The sequence below is a fragment of the Nocardioides sp. L-11A genome, from assembly GCA_029961745.1.
Classification (GTDB): domain Bacteria; phylum Actinomycetota; class Actinomycetes; order Propionibacteriales; family Nocardioidaceae; genus Nocardioides.
Map to the genome: position 1 here is coordinate 1,847,482 of CP124680.1, position 19,303 is coordinate 1,866,784.

Annotated in this window: 19 protein-coding genes; 10 read left to right on the top strand and 9 right to left on the bottom strand. The window is 73.5% G+C overall.

Annotated elements, in window-relative coordinates:
* Positions 1–32: 32 nt before the first annotated feature.
* Genes QJ852_08630 through QJ852_08665 form a run of 8 tightly spaced genes read right to left on the bottom strand, consistent with a single transcriptional unit; the run spans position 33 to position 8,073 of the window.
* On the bottom strand, positions 33–1,175 hold the full coding sequence (locus tag QJ852_08630; GenBank protein WGX98503.1) for an MlaD family protein: 1,143 nt from the start codon (positions 1,173–1,175) through the stop codon (positions 33–35).
* Positions 1,172–2,155 carry an MlaD family protein gene (locus QJ852_08635; GenBank protein ID WGX98504.1) on the bottom strand — a complete coding sequence of 328 codons (984 nt, stop codon included), beginning with the start codon at positions 2,153–2,155 and terminating at the stop codon, positions 1,172–1,174. The genes QJ852_08630 and QJ852_08635 overlap by 4 nt, the downstream gene beginning before the upstream one ends.
* Positions 2,152–3,285 carry an MCE family protein gene (locus tag QJ852_08640; GenBank protein ID WGX98505.1) on the bottom strand — a complete coding sequence of 378 codons (1,134 nt, stop codon included), beginning with the start codon at positions 3,283–3,285 and terminating at the stop codon, positions 2,152–2,154. The genes QJ852_08635 and QJ852_08640 overlap by 4 nt, the downstream gene beginning before the upstream one ends.
* Complete coding sequence (locus QJ852_08645) at positions 3,282–4,262, bottom strand: MCE family protein (GenBank protein ID WGX98506.1); 981 nt, start codon at positions 4,260–4,262, stop codon at positions 3,282–3,284. The genes QJ852_08640 and QJ852_08645 overlap by 4 nt, the downstream gene beginning before the upstream one ends.
* Positions 4,262–5,317, bottom strand: coding sequence for an MlaD family protein (locus tag QJ852_08650; GenBank protein ID WGX98507.1), 1,056 nt, complete (start codon positions 5,315–5,317; stop codon positions 4,262–4,264). Before QJ852_08650 ends, QJ852_08645 begins: the two co-directional genes overlap by 1 nt.
* Positions 5,314–6,396 carry an MCE family protein gene (locus QJ852_08655; protein WGX98508.1) on the bottom strand — a complete coding sequence of 361 codons (1,083 nt, stop codon included), beginning with the start codon at positions 6,394–6,396 and terminating at the stop codon, positions 5,314–5,316. The genes QJ852_08650 and QJ852_08655 overlap by 4 nt, the downstream gene beginning before the upstream one ends.
* Positions 6,397–6,406: 10 nt before the next feature.
* The gene (locus QJ852_08660) at positions 6,407–7,267 is read right to left on the bottom strand and encodes an ABC transporter permease (protein WGX98509.1); all 861 of its coding nucleotides are present in this window, start codon (positions 7,265–7,267) and stop codon (positions 6,407–6,409) included.
* Positions 7,264–8,073, bottom strand: a complete 810-nt coding sequence (locus QJ852_08665; protein WGX98510.1) for an ABC transporter permease — start codon at positions 8,071–8,073, stop codon at positions 7,264–7,266. Before QJ852_08665 ends, QJ852_08660 begins: the two co-directional genes overlap by 4 nt.
* Positions 8,074–8,229: 156 nt before the next feature.
* Between QJ852_08665 and QJ852_08670 the strand changes: the two genes are divergently transcribed.
* Complete coding sequence (locus QJ852_08670; GenBank protein WGX98511.1) at positions 8,230–8,997, top strand: MerR family transcriptional regulator; 768 nt, start codon at positions 8,230–8,232, stop codon at positions 8,995–8,997.
* Here QJ852_08670 and QJ852_08675 read toward each other — a convergent pair.
* A complete protein-coding gene (locus QJ852_08675; GenBank protein WGX98512.1) occupies positions 8,969–9,418 on the bottom strand; it encodes a protein phosphatase in 450 nt (149 codons plus the stop codon). The two genes, QJ852_08670 and QJ852_08675, sit on opposite strands and share 29 nt — an antisense overlap.
* 39 nt (positions 9,419–9,457) lie before the next feature.
* Here QJ852_08675 and ndk point away from each other — a divergent pair, with 39 nt between their 5' ends.
* The 9 genes from ndk (at position 9,458) to QJ852_08720 (ending at position 19,247) form a co-directional block, all read left to right on the top strand.
* Positions 9,458–9,865, top strand: coding sequence for a nucleoside-diphosphate kinase (gene ndk / locus QJ852_08680; GenBank protein ID WGX98513.1), 408 nt, complete (start codon positions 9,458–9,460; stop codon positions 9,863–9,865).
* A gap of 297 nt (positions 9,866–10,162) precedes the next feature.
* Positions 10,163–11,194: a rod shape-determining protein gene (locus QJ852_08685; protein ID WGX98514.1), complete on the top strand. Its 1,032-nt coding sequence runs from the start codon at positions 10,163–10,165 to the stop codon at positions 11,192–11,194.
* 4 nt (positions 11,195–11,198) lie between these two features.
* The gene (gene mreC / locus QJ852_08690; GenBank protein ID WGX98515.1) at positions 11,199–12,140 is read left to right on the top strand and encodes a rod shape-determining protein MreC; all 942 of its coding nucleotides are present in this window, start codon (positions 11,199–11,201) and stop codon (positions 12,138–12,140) included.
* The gene (mreD, locus tag QJ852_08695) at positions 12,137–12,748 is read left to right on the top strand and encodes a rod shape-determining protein MreD (protein WGX98516.1); all 612 of its coding nucleotides are present in this window, start codon (positions 12,137–12,139) and stop codon (positions 12,746–12,748) included. Before mreC ends, mreD begins: the two co-directional genes overlap by 4 nt.
* A complete protein-coding gene (mrdA, locus tag QJ852_08700; protein WGX98517.1) occupies positions 12,748–14,901 on the top strand; it encodes a penicillin-binding protein 2 in 2,154 nt (717 codons plus the stop codon). The genes mreD and mrdA overlap by 1 nt, the downstream gene beginning before the upstream one ends.
* The gene (gene rodA / locus QJ852_08705; GenBank protein WGX98518.1) at positions 14,901–16,118 is read left to right on the top strand and encodes a rod shape-determining protein RodA; all 1,218 of its coding nucleotides are present in this window, start codon (positions 14,901–14,903) and stop codon (positions 16,116–16,118) included. The genes mrdA and rodA overlap by 1 nt, the downstream gene beginning before the upstream one ends.
* Positions 16,119–16,224: 106 nt before the next feature.
* Positions 16,225–16,767, top strand: a complete 543-nt coding sequence (locus QJ852_08710; protein ID WGX98519.1) for a hypothetical protein — start codon at positions 16,225–16,227, stop codon at positions 16,765–16,767.
* A 69-nt stretch (positions 16,768–16,836) separates the two neighbouring features.
* Positions 16,837–17,583 carry a YcnI family protein gene (locus tag QJ852_08715; protein WGX98520.1) on the top strand — a complete coding sequence of 249 codons (747 nt, stop codon included), beginning with the start codon at positions 16,837–16,839 and terminating at the stop codon, positions 17,581–17,583.
* An 8-nt stretch (positions 17,584–17,591) separates the two neighbouring features.
* Positions 17,592–19,247 carry a CopD family protein gene (locus QJ852_08720; GenBank protein ID WGX98521.1) on the top strand — a complete coding sequence of 552 codons (1,656 nt, stop codon included), beginning with the start codon at positions 17,592–17,594 and terminating at the stop codon, positions 19,245–19,247.
* Positions 19,248–19,303 lie beyond the last annotated feature (56 nt).

The following is a 19,303-nucleotide window of genomic DNA, read 5'->3' on the forward strand; positions in this document are numbered from 1 at the left end:
CGGGGCGGGTGGGGCGGGTGGGGACGGGACTACTACTGCTGAGGGACCGCGGCGGAGCCGCGGCCCTGGGTGCCCTGCGGCGGGTCGGTGCACCGCACGTCGGTGCGGGGCTCGCGGCGGCTGGTGTCCTGGACGTCGCGCTGGACGCTGCGGTCGTAGACGCAGTTCTTGAGGATGCGCGGCACCAGGAGCACCCGACCGCTGCCGTCGCGGGTGCTGCCGGCCATCACGTCGGCCTGGAGCGGCGCCCAGTCCAGCCAGTGCTGGAGGCCACGGCGATGGCGCGCGGCCATCTCCGTGACGGGGACGCCGTCGCGGAGCATCCGGCGCAGGTCGGGTGCCGCGCCGCGCCACCAGCGCTGCAGTCGCGGCAGCAGGTCGATCGCGTGCGCGACCGTGCGCCGGACGCTCGGTGCGGCCGCGGCGAGCGAGCGCGCGACCGCCTCCAGGTCGGCGGAGAGCCGACGGATCTCGGGGGACAGGTCGGCCAGGGTGGTCAGCGGCGTCTGCGCCCGGCGGGCCAGCCGGGTGAGGTCGGGCTCGAGCCGGCGCAGCATCGCGAACGCGCTCTCCAGCTCGATCGCCAGCGCGCGCAGGTCGACGTCCTGCTCGCCGTCGCCGAAGATCGCGGCGGTCTCGGTGGCGATGGTCCGCACATCGGCGACGTCGAGGTGGGCCATCAGCTCCTGGGCGTGGGCGAGCACGTCGGGCACGCCCAGGGGGACGCTCGTGGCGGACACCGGCACCCGCGCCCCGTCGGCGAGATAGGGCCCCCGGTCGGTCGTGGGGCGCACGTCGAGGTACTGCTCGCCGACCGCCGACAGGTTGCGCACCTCCATCGCACTGCCGCGGGGGACGCGGACTCCGGAGTCGATCTTGAGGGTCGCGACGACGCCGACGCCCTCCTCGGCGCTGAGGCGGATGTCGCTGACCTCGCCGATCCGCTGCCCGCGGTAGGTCACCACGGACCCCTCGTGCAGCCCGGCCGCCTGGGGCAGCTCGACGGTGACGGTGGTCGGGTGGTGGAAGAGGGAGCCGCCGACGACCGTGTCGGCGACGTAGACGACACCGGCGACCAGGATCACCAGGATCAGGCTCTGCGCGACCCGGATCCGGCGGCGCCACATCCGGGCGGTGGCGGCGGCCGCCTCGGCGGGCGTGGCGCGCCGGCTCATGGCGCGCCCCCGGTCGCGGTCAGCGCCTTCAGGTCGAGCAGGAAGGTCAGGTCGAAGTTGGCGAAGTCGCCGGGAGCCGCCCGGTCGCTTCCCTCGGCGAAGGCGACCAGGCCGGCCATCACGCCGTCGATGTGGGAGCGGCCGTCGAGCAGGGACCGGACCACCGGCCGCATGTCCTCCAGCTGGGCGACGAGATCGGAGCGCACGGCGCGGGTGAGAGGGGTGGCGACGGCGTCGAAGCGGGTCAGCGACTCCATCGCCGTCACGAGCTGCTCGCGCTGCTGGTCGAAGGTGGAGACCAGGTCGGCGAGGTCGGTCAGCGAGCGCGTGAGCTCGGGCAGGTCGCCGGCCAGCCGCGTGGTGAGCCGGTCGAGCGCGGCGGTCAGCCGGTCCACGCGCGGGAAGTCGGCGTTGAGGTCGGTGACGGCCGTGTCGAGGCGCACCAGCAGCCGCCGTACGTCGCCGGCGTTGCCGGTGAGCGCGACATTGAGCTGGTCGATGATCGTCGAGATGTCCGCGAAGCTGCCACCGGTCACCACGGTCGACAGCGCGCTGAGCAGGTCGGTCACGTCGGGCGCGCTGCCGGTCGCGGCCACCGGGAGCGTCCCGCCGTCGGCGAGCACCGCGCCGGTGTCGCCGGGGAACAGCTGTACGAAGGCCGTGCCCATCGGCGAGGTCAGCCGGATCTCCGCCCGCGACGACTCCCGCAACCGCACCGCCGTCGAGAGCGCGAGCTCGACCTCGGCGACGTAGTCGCCCGCTGCGACGGCGCTCACCTGGCCGACGGTGGCGCCGTCCAGCTTGACCGGCGCGTCGACCGGCAGGTTGAGGGCGTCGGCGAACTCGATCGTCACCCGGTACGTCGGTCCCCGGACCAGCCCCGGTAGCGGGACGTCCTCCAGGGTGAGCCCGCACCCGGCCGTCAGGGCGCCGAGGAGCAGCACGGACGCGGCCACCGCGCGCCGGCCGCGGCCCGTCACGGGATCCCTCCCGGGAGCCCGTCGTAGACGCCGTCGAGGAGCGGGTCGAGGATGCCGGTGCCCTGGCCGTTGAACAGCAGTCCGCACAGCCGGTCGCCGGTCTCGCCCGCCAGCGCCCCCGCGAACACCCGGCAGGTGTGGTCGCGGAAGGCGGCGGAGAACGGACCGGCGCTGAAGGCGAACTGCACCCGGAGCCGGCCCAGGTCCCAGTCGTAGGCGCGGGCGAAGTTCTCGGCCATCGTCGGCATGGTGTCGAATGCCTCCTCGAGGGAGTCCTGGTGCGAGCGGACCACCTCGACGACGTCGGCCAGCCCCGCCAGGTCGTCGCCGAGGACCTCGCCGTTCTCCTTCAGGAACCGGTCGGCCAGCCCGGTCAGCTCGTCGAGGCCGTCGAGCGTCGCGACCAGCTCCTGGCGCTGGTCGGCGAGGACCGCTCCCGTCTCGGCCGCGGCGCGCGTGAAGTCGCGCACCGAGTGGTCGCGCTCCGCGAGGGTCTCGACGAGGGCGACCAGGCTGTCGGTGACCGCGGTGAGGTCGCCGTCCTTGGCGTTGATCATGGCGAGCGCGTCACGGCTCTCGGCCAGCGCCGCGCGCAGGTGCGGGCCGTTGCCGTCCAACGCCCGCGCGGTCGTGGCCAGGACGTCGCCCAGCCCCGCGCCGCCCTTCTCGTCCAAGCCGCCGTCGAGCGCGAGGACGAGGTCGTCGATCGCCTTCGCGATCTCGTCCACGGTCGCGGGGGCGCGGGTGCGGTCGACGTCGATATGGGCGCCGGAGACGAGGGTCGGTCCCTCGGTCCAGGCCGGGCCCAGCTCGACGTACCGGTCGGTGACGAGCGAGCCCTGGAGGACCTGGGCACCGGCGTCGCGCGGCACCCGGGTGTCCGGGGCGAGGCGCAGGACGACGCGCATGGTGGCGCCGCGGGGCTCGATCCGGACGATCTCGCCGACCTTGACGCCGAGATAGGTGACGTCGTTGCCGACGTACACGCCGGTGGTGTCGGCGAAGTCGGCGGTGACGACGAGGTCGTCGGGGTCGTCGCCGCGGAGCCAGCCCACGAGGCGGGGGACGGAGAGGGCGAGGGCCAGCGCGACCACCATGCCGAGTGCCAGGAACGCGGTGCGCCTGCTCATCGGCAGTCCTCCGGCGTGATCGAGCAGACCAGGTCGTCGGGGATGATCGCCCAGGGCGCGTTGACGCCCAGCCACGGCCCGTCCCCGGTCGCGTTGGTGAACACCCGCATCGTCGGTCCGGCGAGCCGGAGCGTCCGGTCGAGCTCGGCGCGGTGCTCGTCGAGCACGCCCAGGACCCGCCGCAGGTCGCGCAGCGCGGGCTCGAGGTGCGGCGCGCCGGCGCGGACGAGGGCGGTGAGCCCGGTGACGAACCGGTGTGCGTCGGCCAGCAGGGCACGCAGGGTCTCCTTGCGCTGCTGGACCATGAGCAGGACGGTCGTCCCGTCGGCGAGGACCCGGTCGAGCCGGTCGGTCTGACTGAGCACCAGGTCGGTGACCCGACGCACCGAGGACAGCAGCGCGTCGAGCTGCTGCTCCCGGCCGGTGGCCACGGCCGAGACCCCGGCGATCCCGTCGAGAGCGTCGCGCAATGCCCCGGGGGCGAGGTCGAGGTCGGTGGCGAGGACGTCGACCGCCTGCTGCACCCGGTCGAGGTCCAGCGCCTCGACCTGAGGGGTCGACTCCAGCCAGAACCGCTCGATGGAGTAGCTGTCGACGGCGTGCTCCACCGCGATCGTGCTGTCGTCGCCGAGCGGCCCGCCCGAGCCGGGGGCGAGCGCGAGGAAGCGCTCGCCGAGGATGGACAGCAGCTTCACCTGCACGCTGCTGTCCTCGGTGACTCCGAGCTCCTCGGGTGGCCCGGTGAGGCTGAACCGGACGTCGACCTGGTCGCGGTCGGCGCGCACGGCCGTGACCGTGCCGATCCGCAGCCCCGCCATCCGTACGTCGTCGCCCGGCTCGAGCCCGGCGGCGTGCCGCAGTCGGGCGTGATAGACCGGGTCTCCCGCGAGCGCCCGGACACCGAGCAGGAGCAGACCGAGCACCATCAGCGCGGCGACGACGCGCAGCGGCCGGGCGAGCCGTCGGAGGGTGACCATCAGCGACACCTCGTCGAGTGCCTGTTGCCCGTGATGCCGAGGTCGAGCTTGACCGGGACGCCGGGCCCGGCGGCGGCGAGGGTGCAGACGTAGACGTTGAGGTAGCTGCCGTAGCCGAGGGTGCGGAGGTAGGTGTCGAGCTGCCGGGGCACTGCGGCGCCGGTCTGCACCAGCAGGTCGGTGCGGCCGGCGAGGTAGCGGAACCACGGGTTGCTCAGCACGGCGACGTCGACGGCGGGCCCGCGGACCTCGTCGACCAGGTCGGCGGTCGTGGCCGACAGCCGGGCGAGGGCGTCGAGACTGGTCGCGATCCGGTCGCGGTCCCGGGCCAGACCGCCGGTGAGGGACGCGAGGCCGTCGACGAGCCGGGTGATCTCGGTGCGGTGCTGATCGGTGGTGTCCAGGACGAGGGTGACGTTGTCGACGACCTTCGCGAGGGCGGCGTCGCGGTCGACGATGCCGGAGGTGAGCTCGGCCGTCTGGTCGAGCAGGTGCCGCAGGGTCGGGCCCTGTCCCTGGAGCACCTCCACGATGTTGGTGGCCAGCTGGTTGACGTCGGCGGGCTGCAGCAGCTCGAAGATCGGCTCGAAGGCGTTGAACATCGCGGTCAGGTCGAGCGCCGGCCGGGTCCGGTCGAGGGGGATCCGGGCGCCGTCGGCCAGCGCCGCGGCCGCCGCGGTCCGGTCGGGGCGGCTCAGGGCGACGTAGCGCTGGCCCATCAGGTTGAGGTAGTCGACCGAGGCGATGACGTCGTCGTGCAGGCGCTGGCCGGCGGCGACGCTCAGGGTGACCACGGCCAGGCCGCGCTCGTCACCGCGGCCGAGCCGGGTGGCGGTGACCCGGCCGACCCGGACCCCGGCGATCCGGACGTCGTCCCCGGCGCGCAGCCCGGTGGCGTCGCGGAACACCGCGGTGACCGTGATGGCGTCGCCACGCTGGGCGCGGGACAGGGTGCCGGCGACCATGCTGGTCAGCACGAGGGCGAGGAGCGCGAACCCTGCGACGCCGAGCACGGCGCCGCGGTGGCGGCGCAGCTCGCTGAGCTGGCGGCTCATCGCTGTGCTCCGCAGGGTCCGGTGAGTCCGCGGTAGGTGGGGCAGTCCTCCGGGTCGGCGGGGTCGTACGGGTCGAGGAGCTGGGGCGCGAGGACGCCCTCCATCTGGATGCGGCCGTTCCGCACCGCGGCCGCGCCGTTGCGCAGCAGCACGGGGACCTTGCGCAACAGCTCGGCGAAGGCGGGGTACCGCTCCGCGAAGACCTCGAGGTTGGCGGCGGTGGCGTTGAGCAGGCGTGCGGTCGCCGCCCCGTTCTCGCGCAGGAAGGTTGTCACGCCGGCCTCGCCGTCGAGCAGAGCGGGCAGTCCGGTCAGCAGGCGCGAGACATCGGCGTGCCGGCGGACCAGGGTCCGCGCCAGTGGTCGGGTGTCGCGCAGCGTCCGGACCAGCTGCGGCTCGACGTCGGCGACCAGGTCGGCGTCCTGGGCGAGCAGATCGAGGTCCGTGCGGACCTGCGGATGGAGGTCGGCCCAGCGGCCGAGGAAGCCGTTCCCGTCGCGGACCAGCTCGGCGATCCGGGCCCCCCGGCCGTCCAGCGCGTCGGCCAGCTGCGACAGGGCGACGTCCCACTGGGCCGGGTCCACGGCCGCGAGCAGCCGCTGGGTCGCGGAGAAGGTGTCCATCAGCCGCAGCGTCGCCGTCGAGGTGTCCGCGGGTACGACGGCGCCCTCGGCCAGGTGCGCGGTCGAGGCCGCGGGGGCGTCGGCACCGACCAGGTCGACGTACTCGTTGCCGAAGAGGGTGCCGGGCAGCACCCGGGCGGTCACGGCGGCCGGGATGAGCGCGGCGTGCTCGGGGGCGACCAGTACCTGGGCGCTCGGTCCGGCGGGGTCGACCGCCACCACGCGGCCGACCCGCAGGCCGTCGTACTTCACGTCGGAGTTGATGCCGAGGGTGTCGCCGACGGTGGGCAGCTCGACCGTCACGCGCACGTCGCCGCTGAGCACGCCGAGGGCCTGCAGGCCGAGGACGCCGGTGAGCGCGCCGAGCAGCAGGAAGCCGGTCACGCCGGCGGCGGCGAGGCGCAGCCGCAGGGTGCGCGGCGCCGCCTTCGTGTGGGCGAACAGGAACTCGCTCATGCCCACGGGCTCATCCGGAGATCTGCACCTGCTGGTCGGCGCCCCACAGGAGCAGCGTCAGCAGGATGTCGACGACGGTGAGGGAGATGATGCTGGCCCGGATCGCGCGGCCGGTGGCGCGGCCGACGCCTTCGGGGCCGCCGGTGGCGGTGAAGCCGTGGTAGCAGTGGATGAGGGTGACCACGGTGGTCAGCACGACGACCTTGATCGCCGAGTAGATGACGTCGATCGGCGCGACGAAGGTGCGGAAGTAGTGGTCGTAGGTGCCGGCGGACTGGCCGTAGAAGGTGGTGACCATCAGGTCGGTGGCGACGTAGGTGCCGACCAGGCCGATCAGGTAGAGCGGCAGCACGACGATCCAGGCGGCGACCAGGCGGGTGCTGACCAGGTAGGGGATCGGCCGGATCGCCATCGACTCCAGCGCGTCGATCTCCTCGCTGATCCGCATCGCGCCGAGGCGCGAGGTGAAGCCGCAGCCGATCCGCGCGGCGAAGCCGAGCGCCGCCACCATCGGTGCCAGCTCGCGGGTGTTGGCGTAGCCGGAGATGAAGCCGGTCAGCGGCGCCAGGCCGATCACGTCGAGGCCCTGATAGCCCTCCAGGCCCACCTCGGTGCCGGTGAGCGTCGAGAGCAGCAGCACGACGCCGACCACCCCGCCGCCCACGAGGAAGATGCCGGAGCCGAGAGTGACTTCGGCCAGCACCCGCTGGACCTCGTGGCGGTAGCGGGTCACCGCGATCGGCAGTCCCGCGACGGCGCGCCAGGCCAGGACCAGCTGCAGACCGATGCCGGCGAGCGGGCCGACGACGGCCTTGTCGACGACGGTGACGACGGTGGCGACCTCGGGCGTCGTACCGGTGGAGGCGGTCATCCGATCGGGCCCGCCGCGAAGGTGCTGTAGACCTGCGAGATCACGAAGTTGGCGGCGAAGAGGAGCACGAAGTTGGTGACGACGGCGCTGGTGACGGCCTCGCCGACGCCGGTCGGGCCGCGTTCGGCACGCAGTCCCTTGTGGGAGGCCACGACGGCGCAGATCACGGCGAAGATCGCCGCCTTGGCCAGGGACAGCCACAGGTCGGAGAGTTGCGCGAGGGTGGTCACGGAGGCGAGATAGCTGCCGGGCGGCAGGTCCTGGAGGATCACGCTCACCGACAGGGTGGTCATGATCGTGAAGAACATGACCACGCCGTTGAGCAGCACCGCGACCGCGACGATCGCGAACATCCGCGGCACCACCAGCCGCTCCATCACCGACAGGCCCATGACCTCCATCGCGTCGATCTCCTCGCGGATCCGCCGCGAGCCGAGGTCGGCGCAGATGGCGGACCCGGCCACCCCCGACAGCATGAGGGCGGTGATCAGCGGCGAGGCCTGCCGGACGACGGCGAGCGTGTTGCCGGCACCGGTGAACGCCACGGCGCCGACCTCCTGGGCGAGCACCCCGACCTGCAGCGCCAGGATGATGCCGAAGGGGACCGAGACGGCGAGCGCGGGCAGGGTGCAGACCCGGATCGCGTACCAGGTCTGCACGACGGTCTCCGCGATCGGGAACCGCCGCCCCGCGACGGAGGAGACGACGGCCGCGAACATGCGGTGGGTGAACCGGAGCAGCGCGACCACCTCGGCCAGCGGCCGGCCGAGGGCCGGGAGGACCCGCGGAGCGCTGTGGGCCGGCATGGGTCTCCCGTCGACGGTCGAGATGCGCCCCGGAGCGAGGGCACGATGACAGTAGAACTGTCACACCAGTACTGTCCCTCCCGATGTGATCTGCGTCAACCCCCTCGGAAATCCTCGCGTTGCGCCGGGTGAGATGACAGTCGTACTGTGACAGTCATGAGCAGCGCTGCCGGGCTCGCCTCGGGTTCTCGGGCCGATGACGACGGGTCCCTGCGGACCGTCGACGAGCTGGCCGCGGCGGCCGGTCTGACCGTGCGGACCACGCGCTACTACGCCAGCCTCGGCCTGCTGCCGCCGCCCGCCCGCCGCGGCCGGATGGCCTGGTACGACGACACCCATCTCGCCCGGCTGGAGATGATCCGCGCACTGCAGGGGCACGGCTTCACCCTCCAGGCGATCGAGCGGTACCTCGCCTCACTGCCCGCCGACGCCGGTGTCGAGGACCTCGCGGTCCAGCGCGCGATGCTCACGTCGTGGACCGTGGGGGAGCCGCAGGAACTGACCCGCCGCCAGCTCGACCAGCACGCCGGGCGCCGGCTCGCCGACGACGAGGTGCGGCTGATCGAGGAGTTCGGGCTGCTGCGCGTGGCGACCGACGAGCGCGGCGCGGTGCGCTACACCCCGGTCCACGGGTTCGACGTCGCGGTCCAGCTGCTCGAGGTCGACATCCCGGTCGCGGGCATGCGCGCCGCCGGGGCCGCGATCGACCGGCACATGTCGGCACTGGCCGAGGAGCTCACCGCCGTGCTGCGCGACGAGGTCGTCGAGCCGTGGCGCCGCGCCAGCGACCACCCCTCCCGCGAGGACGCCGAGCAGCTCGAGGACACCATCAGCACCCTGCGCCGGCTCACCCTCGACGCGATCGTCCGGGGGTTCCAGCGCTCGGCCAACAAGGTCATCGCGCGGTCGCTGGACCGCCGCTGAACCGCCGGACGAACCGGGCCTGGAAGGGCGTCTCGACCGCGCGGGCGTCGTACCGCTGCCGGATCCAGGACACCGCCTCCGCGGCCGGGACGCCGTCGAGGACCGCGAGGCAGGCCAGCGCTGTCCCGGTGCGCCCCCGGCCGCCCGCGCAGGCGACCTCGACCCGCTCGCCGTCCGCCCGATCGAGCGCCTCGCCGAGCGCTGCGCGGAGGTCGTCGGGGTCGGCGGGCAGGCGGAAGTCCGGCCAGCGGACCCAGCGCTCCGCCCACGCGACCGGGGGTGGCTGGCGGCCGAGCAGGTAGAGCCCGACCTCGGGGAGCGGGCCCGCGGGCAGGGGGCGCCGCAGACCGCGACCGCGGACCAGCCGTCCCGACGGGAGGCGCAGCACGCCCGGCGCGTCCGGGTCCCAGGGTCGGCCCACCGGTCCAACCTACCCAGCATCCAGGCTAGGGTCACCGCCGTGACCCAACGCACTCTCGTCCTGCTCAAGCCCGACGCGGTCCGGCGCGGCCTGGTCGGCAACGTGCTGGCCCGGTTCGAGGCCAAGGGCCTGAGCATCGTGGCCATGGAGCAGCGCCACATCGACGCGGCCCAGGCCGACGCCCACTACGCCGAGCACGTCGAGCGCGACTTCTACCCGCCGCTGCGCACGTTCGTGACCAGCGGGCCGCTCGTGGCGCTGGTGCTCGAGGGTGACGAGGCGATCGAGGTGGTCCGGGCGCTCAACGGCGCCACCGACGGGCGCAAGGCCGCCCCCGGCACCATCCGCGGCGACCTGTCCCTCTCCAACCGGGAGAACCTGGTCCACGGCTCGGACTCGCCGGAGTCGGCGGAGCGTGAGATCGCGCTCTGGTTCCCCGGGCTCTGACGGCTCGCGGGGCTGCAGGAATCGCCGGTCGACCGGCGATTCCGGCACTTGTCGGGCGTTGCAACGCCCGACAAGTGACAGTTTTGCCCGCCCAGTGTGACCCCTGTGACTCCTGAGACCCGGCGCGCCACACCGGCGTGCCTGCGCGCCTGAGCGGCCGCCGTTCCTTACGCTCGCAAGCGGAGGCCGTCGGAACGTGTGCCCGGCAGTCTCCCCGGCGCTCTATCGGCCGGCTTCCCCGACGCGCACGGACGGTCCTGTCCGCCGACGGGTCCGGCGACGTCTTACGGAGGTTGCGTGAGGGCGAACTCCATCATCGGCCGCGACATGGCCGTGGACCTCGGCACCGCCAACACGCTCGTCTACGTCCGCCGCCGCGGCGTCCTGCTCGACGAGCCGAGCGTGGTCGCGCTCAACGACAGCTCCGGCGAGGTGATCGCCGTGGGGCACCAGGCCAAGCAGATGCTCGGCCGCACCCCGGACAACATCACCGCCCTGCGCCCGCTGCGCGACGGCGTGATCGCCGACTTCGAGGCGACCGAGCAGATGCTGCGCCACTTCATCGCGCGCGTCCACCGGCGCCGCTACTTCGCCAAGCCCCGCATGGTCATCTGCGTGCCGAGCTCGATCACGCCGGTCGAGCAGCGCGCGGTCAAGGAGGCGGGCTACCAGGCCGGCGCCCGCCGCGTGTACGTCGTCGAGGAGCCGATGGCCGCCGCGATCGGCGCCGGGCTGCCGGTGCACGAGGCGACGGGCAACATGATCGTCGACGTCGGCGGCGGTACGACGGAGGTCGCCGTCATCTCGCTCGGCGGCATCGTCACCTCCCTCTCGGTCCGCACGGCCGGCGACGACCTCGACGCCGCGATCGTCGCGTGGATGAAGAAGGAGCACGGCGTGATGCTCGGCGAGCGCACCGCCGAGGACGTCAAGATCACCCTGGGCTCCGCCTTCCCGCGCCCCGGCGAGCCCGCCGGCGAGGTGCGCGGCCGCGACATGGTCACCGGCCTGCCCCGCACGGTCGAGGTCACCGGCGCCGACATCCGGCACGCGCTCGAGGAGCCGCTGCACGCCATCGTCGACGCGGTGCGGGTGACCCTCGACCAGACCCCGCCCGAGCTCGCCGGCGACATCATGGACCGCGGCATCGTGCTGACCGGAGGCGGAGCGCTGCTGCGCGGCCTCGACGAGCGGATCCGGCACGAGACCGGCATGCCCGTCCACGTCGCCGAGGACCCGCTGGTCTCGGTCGCGATGGGTGCGGGGCGCTGCGTCGAGGAGTTCGAGGCCCTCCAACAGGTGCTCGTCACCAACCAGCGACGGTTCTAGGGCGATGGCGATCGACACCCGTCCGCCCAAGGCGCCGGTCCGGCGTACCAGCACCTCGCGCGACCCCGAGCGCGACTCCGGTCGTCCTCGGCGCTCGCTGGTGCTCGCGCTCGTCCTCGCCTGCGCGGCCCTCATGGTCGTCGACAAGGCCGGCGGCGACAGTTCGCCGGTCGACCCGGTCCGCCGGGTGGTCGGCGAGATCGTGGGCCCGGTCCAGGCCGGGGTCTCGACCGTCGTGCGGCCGTTGGTCGACCTGCCGGGCGCGCTGCGCACCAACGGCGGCCTGCGTGACGACGTCCGGCGGCTCGAGGCCGAGAACGCCGACCTGCGTGGCCGGCTCGCCAAGGCCGGGTACGACGACCAGCGGCTCGCCCAGCTCGACGGGCTGCGCGCCATGGCCGGCGACCTCGGCTACGCCCTGGTGCCGGCCCGGGTGATCGCGATCGGCTCCGCCCAGTCGTTCTCCAGCACCGTCACCCTCGACGCGGGCTCCGACGCCGGGTTGCGACCCGACATGACCGTGGTGGCCGCGGAGGGTCTGGTCGGCCGGGTCACGTCGGTGACTGCCCACACCGCCACGGTGCTGCTGATCGTCGACGACAGCTCGCGGGTCGGTGGCCGGATCGGCGACAACATGGAGCTCGGTTTCGTCAGCGGACGCGGCACCCTCGGCACCGACGACCGCCTGGAGCTGGAGCTCGCCGACCACAACGTGGTGCCGAAGATGGGCCAGCCGATCTTCACGTGGGGCAGCGAGGGCGGCTCGCCGTACGTCGCCGGGGTGCCGATCGGCACGGTCGGCAAGGTCTACGAGTCCCTGCGCGAGACGTCGTACCGCGCCGTCATCACCCCGGCCGTCGACTTCACCGCGCTCGACCTGGTCGGTGTCGTCGTGCCCTCCGGCACCGAGGGCCGCGTCATCGAGGCCGACGGGAGCCTGCGATGAACAGCCGCGGCCGACTGATCGCCACCCTCGTCGCGGTGTTCGCCGCCCTGCTGCTCCAGGTGACGGTCCTGCCCCACTTCGCGTGGGACGTCGGCGGCCTGGGCGTCGTCCCCGACCTGGTCCTCCTCGTCGTGGTGGCGACCGCGCTCGCCACCGACACCCGGTTCGCCACCCTGACCGGCTTCTGGGCCGGCCTGCTGCTCGACATCGCCCCGCCCGCCGACCACTTCGCCGGCCGCTGGGCGCTCGCCCTCATGGTCGTCGGGTACGTCGTGGGACGGCTCGTCCACGACAACGCCGGCGACCCCGGCGGCGCCGGTGCCGGCAGCCGGCTCGGCCGGTTCGGCACCCGCCGCCCGCCGTTGTCCCTCGCCCTGGCCGCGGCCGCGGGCGGCTCCTTCGTCGGCACGTCGGTGTTCGCGCTGTCCGGCGTCCTGCTCGGCGACTCCGGCGCCGCGGTCGGCGATCTGCTGCCGGTCGCCCTGATCGCGCTCCTGCTCGACGTCCTGGCCGCCCTGGTCGTCGTCCCGGCGACGCTGTGGCTGGTCCGCCGCGCCGCCCACGACGGGCTCCCGCGGACCTCCCAGCGGATCCGGGTCCGCGCCTGATGCCCGCCTCGCCGGCCCGACCCGCCGCGGCCTCGCACCGCAGTCGGCTGCGCCTCGTCGTCATCCAGACCCTGGTCTTCTCCCTCCTCGCCACCCTCGGCGTGCGTCTCTACTACCTGCAGGTGATCTCGGGGGAGAGCTACCAGGGCAAGGCGGCCTCGCAGTCCGTGCGCGAGATCGTGGTCCAGCCCCAGCGCGGGCTGATCGTCGACGCGATGGGCCGCCCCCTCGTCACCAACCGGCTCACCTGGGTGGTGTCGATCGACCGCACCCTGCTCGGCAGGATGTCGGCCGCCGACCGCAAGGAGCTGCTCAGCCGCACCAGCGAGGCGATCGGCGTGGACGTCGCGGAGATCGAGGCGGCACTGCTGCTGTGCGGCGACGCCGGCGCGGTCGCCGGCCAGTGCTGGAACGGCTCGCCGTACCAGCCGGTCCCCGTCGCGCGCGACGTCAAGGAGGGCGCGGCGCTGCGGATCCTCGAGCAGCCCGAGGACTTCCCGGGCGTGGTCGTCGACCGGCAGAGCCTGCGGCAGTATCCCGCGCCGTACGGCATCAACGCGGCCCACGTGCTCGGCTACCTCAGCCCGATCACCAAGGAGGAGCTGGAGTCCGCCGAGGACGCCGGCGACAGCTCGGTCAACGGCGCCTCCGTCGTCGGCCGTGCCGGCGTCGAGAAGGAGTACGACGAGTGGCTGCGGGGCCAGCCCGGCTACGACCAGGTCGCGGTCGACTCCCAGGGGCGGGTCCGCGAGGACGTGTCCGGTCTGGAGGCGCAGCCCGGCGACACCCTCGTCACCTCGATCGACGCGAAGGTGCAGAGCGTCGTCGAGGAGCAGCTCGCGGCGATGATCGCCCAGCAGCGCAGCACCCGTGACCCGGTCACCAAGCGCAACTTCGAGGCGGACTCCGGGGCCGCCGTCGTGATGGAGGCGAAGACCGGGCGGATCGTCGCCATGGCCAGCCAGCCGACGTACGACCCCTCGGTGTGGGTCGGCGGGATCACCGACAAGCAGCTCCAGCGGCTCTACTCCGAGGCGGCCGGCACTCCGTTGCTCGCCCGCTCCTTCCAGGGCCAGTTCGCGCCCGGCTCGACGTGGAAGCCGTTCATGACGGTGGGGGCACTCACCCACGGCTACCCGACGTCGACCGTGCTCGGCTGTCCCTCGGCCGTGCAGATCGGCAACCGTCCCTTCCGCAACCACGAGTCGGCGGCGTACGGCTCGATCGGCTTCGCGAAGGCGCTCGAGGTCTCCTGCAACACCTTCTTCTTCCAGGTCGGCATGAACTTCTGGCAGAAGTACGGATCCGACCCCGACGACGTCGACGCCAAGGATCCGCTCGTCGAGCAGGCGGAGAAGTTCGGCTTCGGCGAGCGCACCGGCGTCGACCTGCCGGGCGAGGCCTCGGGCCGGGTCGCCGACCGGAGGTGGAAGCGCGACTACTACGAGTCGATGAAGGACTACTACTGCGGGATCGCGAAGAAACCGCAGGACGCCGACACCTCCGACTTCGTCTACAAGTTCTCCCGCGAGTTCTGCGTCGAGGGCTGGAAGTACCGCCTGCCCGACGCCGCCAACTTCGCGATCGGGCAGGGCGACACCATCGTCACGCCGCTGCAGCTGGCCCGCGGGTACGCCGCGATCGCCAACGGCGGCACGCTCTGGGAGCCGCGGGTCGGCAAGGCGGTCGTGTCGCCCGAGGGCCGGGTGATCCGCGAGATCGAGCCGAAGAAAGACCGCAGGCTCAAGATCCCCGCCTCCGTGCTGAGGTACGTCGACGAGGCGCTCCAGGGCGTCGCGACGCGCGGCACGATGAACTGGAAGCTCGCCGGCTTCCCGCTCGACAAGGTCAAGATCCGCGCCAAGACCGGCTCCGCCGAGGTCTACGGCAAGCAGTCGACCGGCTGGGTCGCGTCGTACACCGAGGACTACGTCGTCGTGATGATGATGAGCCAGGGCGGCACCGGCTCCGGGTCCACCGGCGACGGCATCCGGGCGATCTGGGAGGCGCTGTACGGCGTCGACGGCGACCAGGTGGACCTGGCGAAGGCCGCGATCCCCGGCGGCCGGCCACCGGCGCAGCTGCCGACCTTCGGCGACGACGGCTCGATCCTCCCGCCGGCGCGGGCGAAGAGCTCGAAGGAGGGCGAGTGATGAGCAACCGGATCCAGGGCAGCACCCGTCGTACCACGGCCTCGCGCCGGGTCGGCCGGTTCCGGTGGGGCGACCTCGACCTGGTGCTGCTCGGTGCCGTGCTCGTCCTCTCCCTGCTCGGCTGTCTGCTGATCTGGTCGGCCACCCTCGAGCGCGACCACCTCACCGGGGGCGACGCCCGGGCGTTCCTGGGCAAGCAGGTCGTCAACGTCGTGATCGGGCTCGGCCTGATGGCGCTGGTCGTCGTCACCGACCACCGCTGGGTGCGCATCCTCGCGCCGGTCGGCTACCTCCTCGCCGTGGGCGGGCTGGTCCTCGTGCTCGTGATGGGCTCGACCATCAACGGCTCGCGCTCCTGGCTGATGCTCGGCGGACTCTCCTTCCAGCCCTCGGAGCTGGCCAAGCTCGCCGTCGTCGTCGGGATGGCACTGGTGGTGGCCGAGCGCAGCGAGGGCCGCTGGCGCGACCGGGTGGGCACCGGCGACGTGCTCCTCATGCTGCTCGTCGCCGGCGTGCCCGCCGTCCTGATCCTCGCTCAGCCCGACCTCGGCACGATGCTCGTGCTCACCGCCACCGTCTTCGGGGTGATCGCCGCGTCCGGAGCCCACCGGCGCTGGCTGGGCCTGCTGGCCGGCGGCGGCGTCGCGGCTGCCGTCGTGGCGGTGTCGAGCGGGATGCTGAAGGAGTACCAGGTCGACCGCTTCCTCGCCTTCACTAACCCCGCCCTCGACCCGAAGGGCGCGGGCTACAACGTCGAGCAGGCCCGGATCGCCGTCGGCAACGGCGGGCTCTTCGGGCAGGGCCTCTTCCAGGGCTCGCAGACCCAGTCGGGCTTCGTCCCCGAGCAGCACACCGACTTCGTGTTCACCGTCGCGGGCGAGGAGCTCGGCCTCGTCGGCGCGGCCGTCGTCGTCCTGCTGTTGGGTGTCGTGCTGTGGCGTGCGCTGCGCATCGCCGCCCGCACCGACGACGTCTTCGGCCGGATCGCCGCCGCCGGCATCGCCTGCTGGTTCGGCTTCCAGGCCTTCCAGAACATCGGGATGTGCCTCGGCATCATGCCCGTCACCGGTGTCCCCCTGCCGTTCGTGTCGTACGGCGGCTCGTCGATGTTCGCCGGCATGCTCGCGATCGGGCTGCTCCAGAACATCCACCTGCGGACCCTCTCGGCCCCCGCGTCGCGGCTCGCGCCGCAGCAGCGGGTGCTGGTCCGGGGCTGATCTGGCGACGGCGCAACGACCGAATTCGTCGTCATCACGGTCGGGCGACGACAATTCCGGTAGTTGCGCCGCACGCCACCGACCACGCATCCGGCAAGATGGCTCCGTGCTGACCGCCCGCCGAGCCCCGCGCCGCCGCGTGGCGCCGCTCGCGACGCTCGGCAGTCTCGAGAGCGTCACGGCGCTGGTCCTCGCCCACCTCGCGGCCGGGGGAGCGGTGCCGTCGGCCTGGTGGCTGGGCGGCTTCGCCGTCCTCGTGTACGCCGCCGGCCGGCTCGTGCTGCGCGGCCGCGCGAGCATCCGGCTGGTCCTGCCCGGTCTCGTCGCCGCGCAGCTGCTCGGGCACGCGTGGCTGGTGACCCTGGCCCCGGAGGCGCACGGACACGGGCACGCGATGTCGGCGCTGCTCGGGCTCACCCCGGGCATGCTGGCCGCCCACCTGGTGGCGGCGGCGGTCACGGGGACGATGTGGGCGCTGCGGCGGCGGGCAGTCGAGGTGCTGTTGCGCTGGACCGACCCGGGCGTCGTACCCCCGCCCGTTCCTCGGCGTACCCGGACCAGCCCGGTCCGCCGGCTGCGGACCGCGCCGCACACCCGAGCCCTCGCGCCCACGCGCGGCCCTCCGGTCCTGCACGCGGCGACCGCCTGACTCCGGCTGCGGAGGTGGGCGGCCGACCGCTGTCCGCAGCCGACCACCCGAGTCATGAAAGAGACATCCATGCAGATCCGACGCTTCACCCTGCCTGCCCTCGGCGCGACAGGCGCCCTCGCTCTCGTCACCCTGACCGCCGGCGCGGCGGGCGCCCACGTCACCGTCACGCCCGACACGACCTCCGCGGGCGCGTACGCCGTGCTCACCTTCAGCGTGGGTCACGGCTGCGAGGGCTCGCCCACGACCAAGCTCGCCATCCAGATGCCCGAGTCGATCCCGGTGGTCACGCCGACGGTCAACCCCAACTGGACCGTCGAGAAGGTGGACGAGCAGCTCGCCGAGCCGGTCACCGACGCCCACGGCAACGAGATCACCGAGCGGACCGCCCAGGTCGTCTACACAGCCAAGACGCCCCTCGCCGACGGATTCCGCGACACCGTCGCGCTCTCCGTCCAGCTGCCCGAGGCGGCCGGCGACACGCTCGCCTTCCCGGTCGTGCAGACCTGCGAGAAGGGCCAGACCGGCTGGACCGAGACCGCCGCGGAGGGCCAGGACCCGGAGGAGCTGGGGAGCCCGGCCCCGGTCGTGACCATCACCGAGGCGACCGGCGAGGGCCACCACGGCGGCGCCGGGACCGACGACGCCGACAGCCCGGCGGACGCGGCGACCGACGACGCCCGGGAGGACGCCACGGCGGACGCGGCGTCGGACGACGACGGCGGCAACGGCCTCGCGATCGGCGGCCTGGTCGCCGGTCTCGGCGGTCTCGCCCTCGGCGGCCTGGCGCTCGCCCGCTCCGGCAAGAAGGGCTGAGTCCCGGCGTGACCAGGCGTGCGCCGGCGTACCTCGCCCTCCTGATGGCCGTCCTGGCCGCCGTCCTGACGGTGCTCGGGACGGCGGGGCCCGCGTCGGCGCACGCCACCCTCGTCTCCACCGATCCGGCCGAGGGCGCCGTGCTGCCGGAGGCGCCCTCCTCGGTCACCTTCACCTTCGACGAGCCCGTTCAGCTGGTGCCGGACGGCCTGCTCGCCTTCGACGCCCAGGGGAAGCGGGTCGACATCGACCCGTCCGCGAAGGGGCCCGAGGTGACCGGCCGGCTGCCCGACGAGCTCGCCGACGGGACCTATGTCGTGACCTGGCGCGCAGTCTCGGCCGACGGCCACCCGATCGCGGGATCGCTGACCTTCCACGTGGGTGCGCCGAGCCCCAAGGTGGTGGCGCCCGAGACCGGTCCGGCCGACGCGGGTGCGGTGCCGACGGTGCAGGGCATCGTCCAGGGCCTCGACTACGCCGCATTGCTGCTCGCCGGCGGGCTCGCGGTCTTCCTGAGCTGGACGGCGCGCGGCGTCCGCCTCTCCGGGCAGGTACGCCGCCGCCTGGTCCGCGTGCTCCGGGGCAGCGCGCTCGTGGCGGTGCTCGCGGCCGCGGCCGCCGTCCCCCTCGCCGGTGCCTACCAGCTCGGCTCCGGGCTCGGCGGCGTCCTCGACCCGTCGTCCTTCGACCCCGGGTTGGTGCAGGACGACCTCCAGGTGCTCGCCCTCCAGGTCGCCGGCCTCGGCGTCGCCGCGTGGGCGGCCGGTCAGGGCCGCTCCTCGCTGGTCGTCGACCTCGTCACCGCGCTCGCCGTCTGGTCGCCCGCGCTGGTCGGCCACACCCGGGCCTACGAGCCGAGCATGTTGCTCGTCGTCACCGACGCCCTGCACCTGAGTGCCGGCGCCGTGTGGCTCGGCGGACTGGCCGGCCTGGTGCTCACCCTGCCGTCGATCGCCGGGCGGCCGAAGGACGCCGCCCACCTCCTCACCCGGTTCTCCGCCCTCGCCGCCGGCCTACTCGCCGCGATGGCGCTCACCGGTGTGCTGCTCGGCTGGCGCATCGTCGGCTCCTGGACGCGGCTGGTCGAGGAGACCTACGGCCGGCTCCTGCTCGTCAAGGTGGCGGTCGTCCTGGTGGTCGTCGCGATCGCGGCCTACAACCGGTTCCGCCTGGTGCCCCGGGTGGGCCGCGACGGCGGGCACGACGAGCGCCGGCGGGCCACCGGCCTGGTCCGGCGTACCGTCCTCGCCGAGGCGATGCTCCTCGTCGTCGTCCTCGGCGTGACCGGCTTCCTCACCCAGAAGCCGCCGGGCGGGACCACCCCCGGCCAGGCCCCGACCGCGGACACGGGCGTCGTCACCGGTGTCGCCGGCGACGACCTCAAGGTGCTGGCCGTCCTCGACCCCGGCCCCGGCCTGCAGCGCACGCTGATCCTGCAGGTGCAGAACCTGGCCGGCGATCCCCTCGACCTGTACGACGCCCCGGCGGTCGCGCTGCGCTCCCCGCGGGTCGGCCTCGGCGAGGTCCCGGTGGTCCCGAGCGGCTCGGGCACCTACACCGCCGAGGTCGTCTTCCCCCACGCCGGCGCCTGGAAGCTGCAGGTGAGCATCCGGGTCGACGCGTTCACCAGCCCGGTGACGACCGTCGATCTCGAGGTGGACTGAGGGTCGGCCCGGGTGGCTGGTCGGAGGCGGCTTCATCACGGTAGGTAGGTGAACGG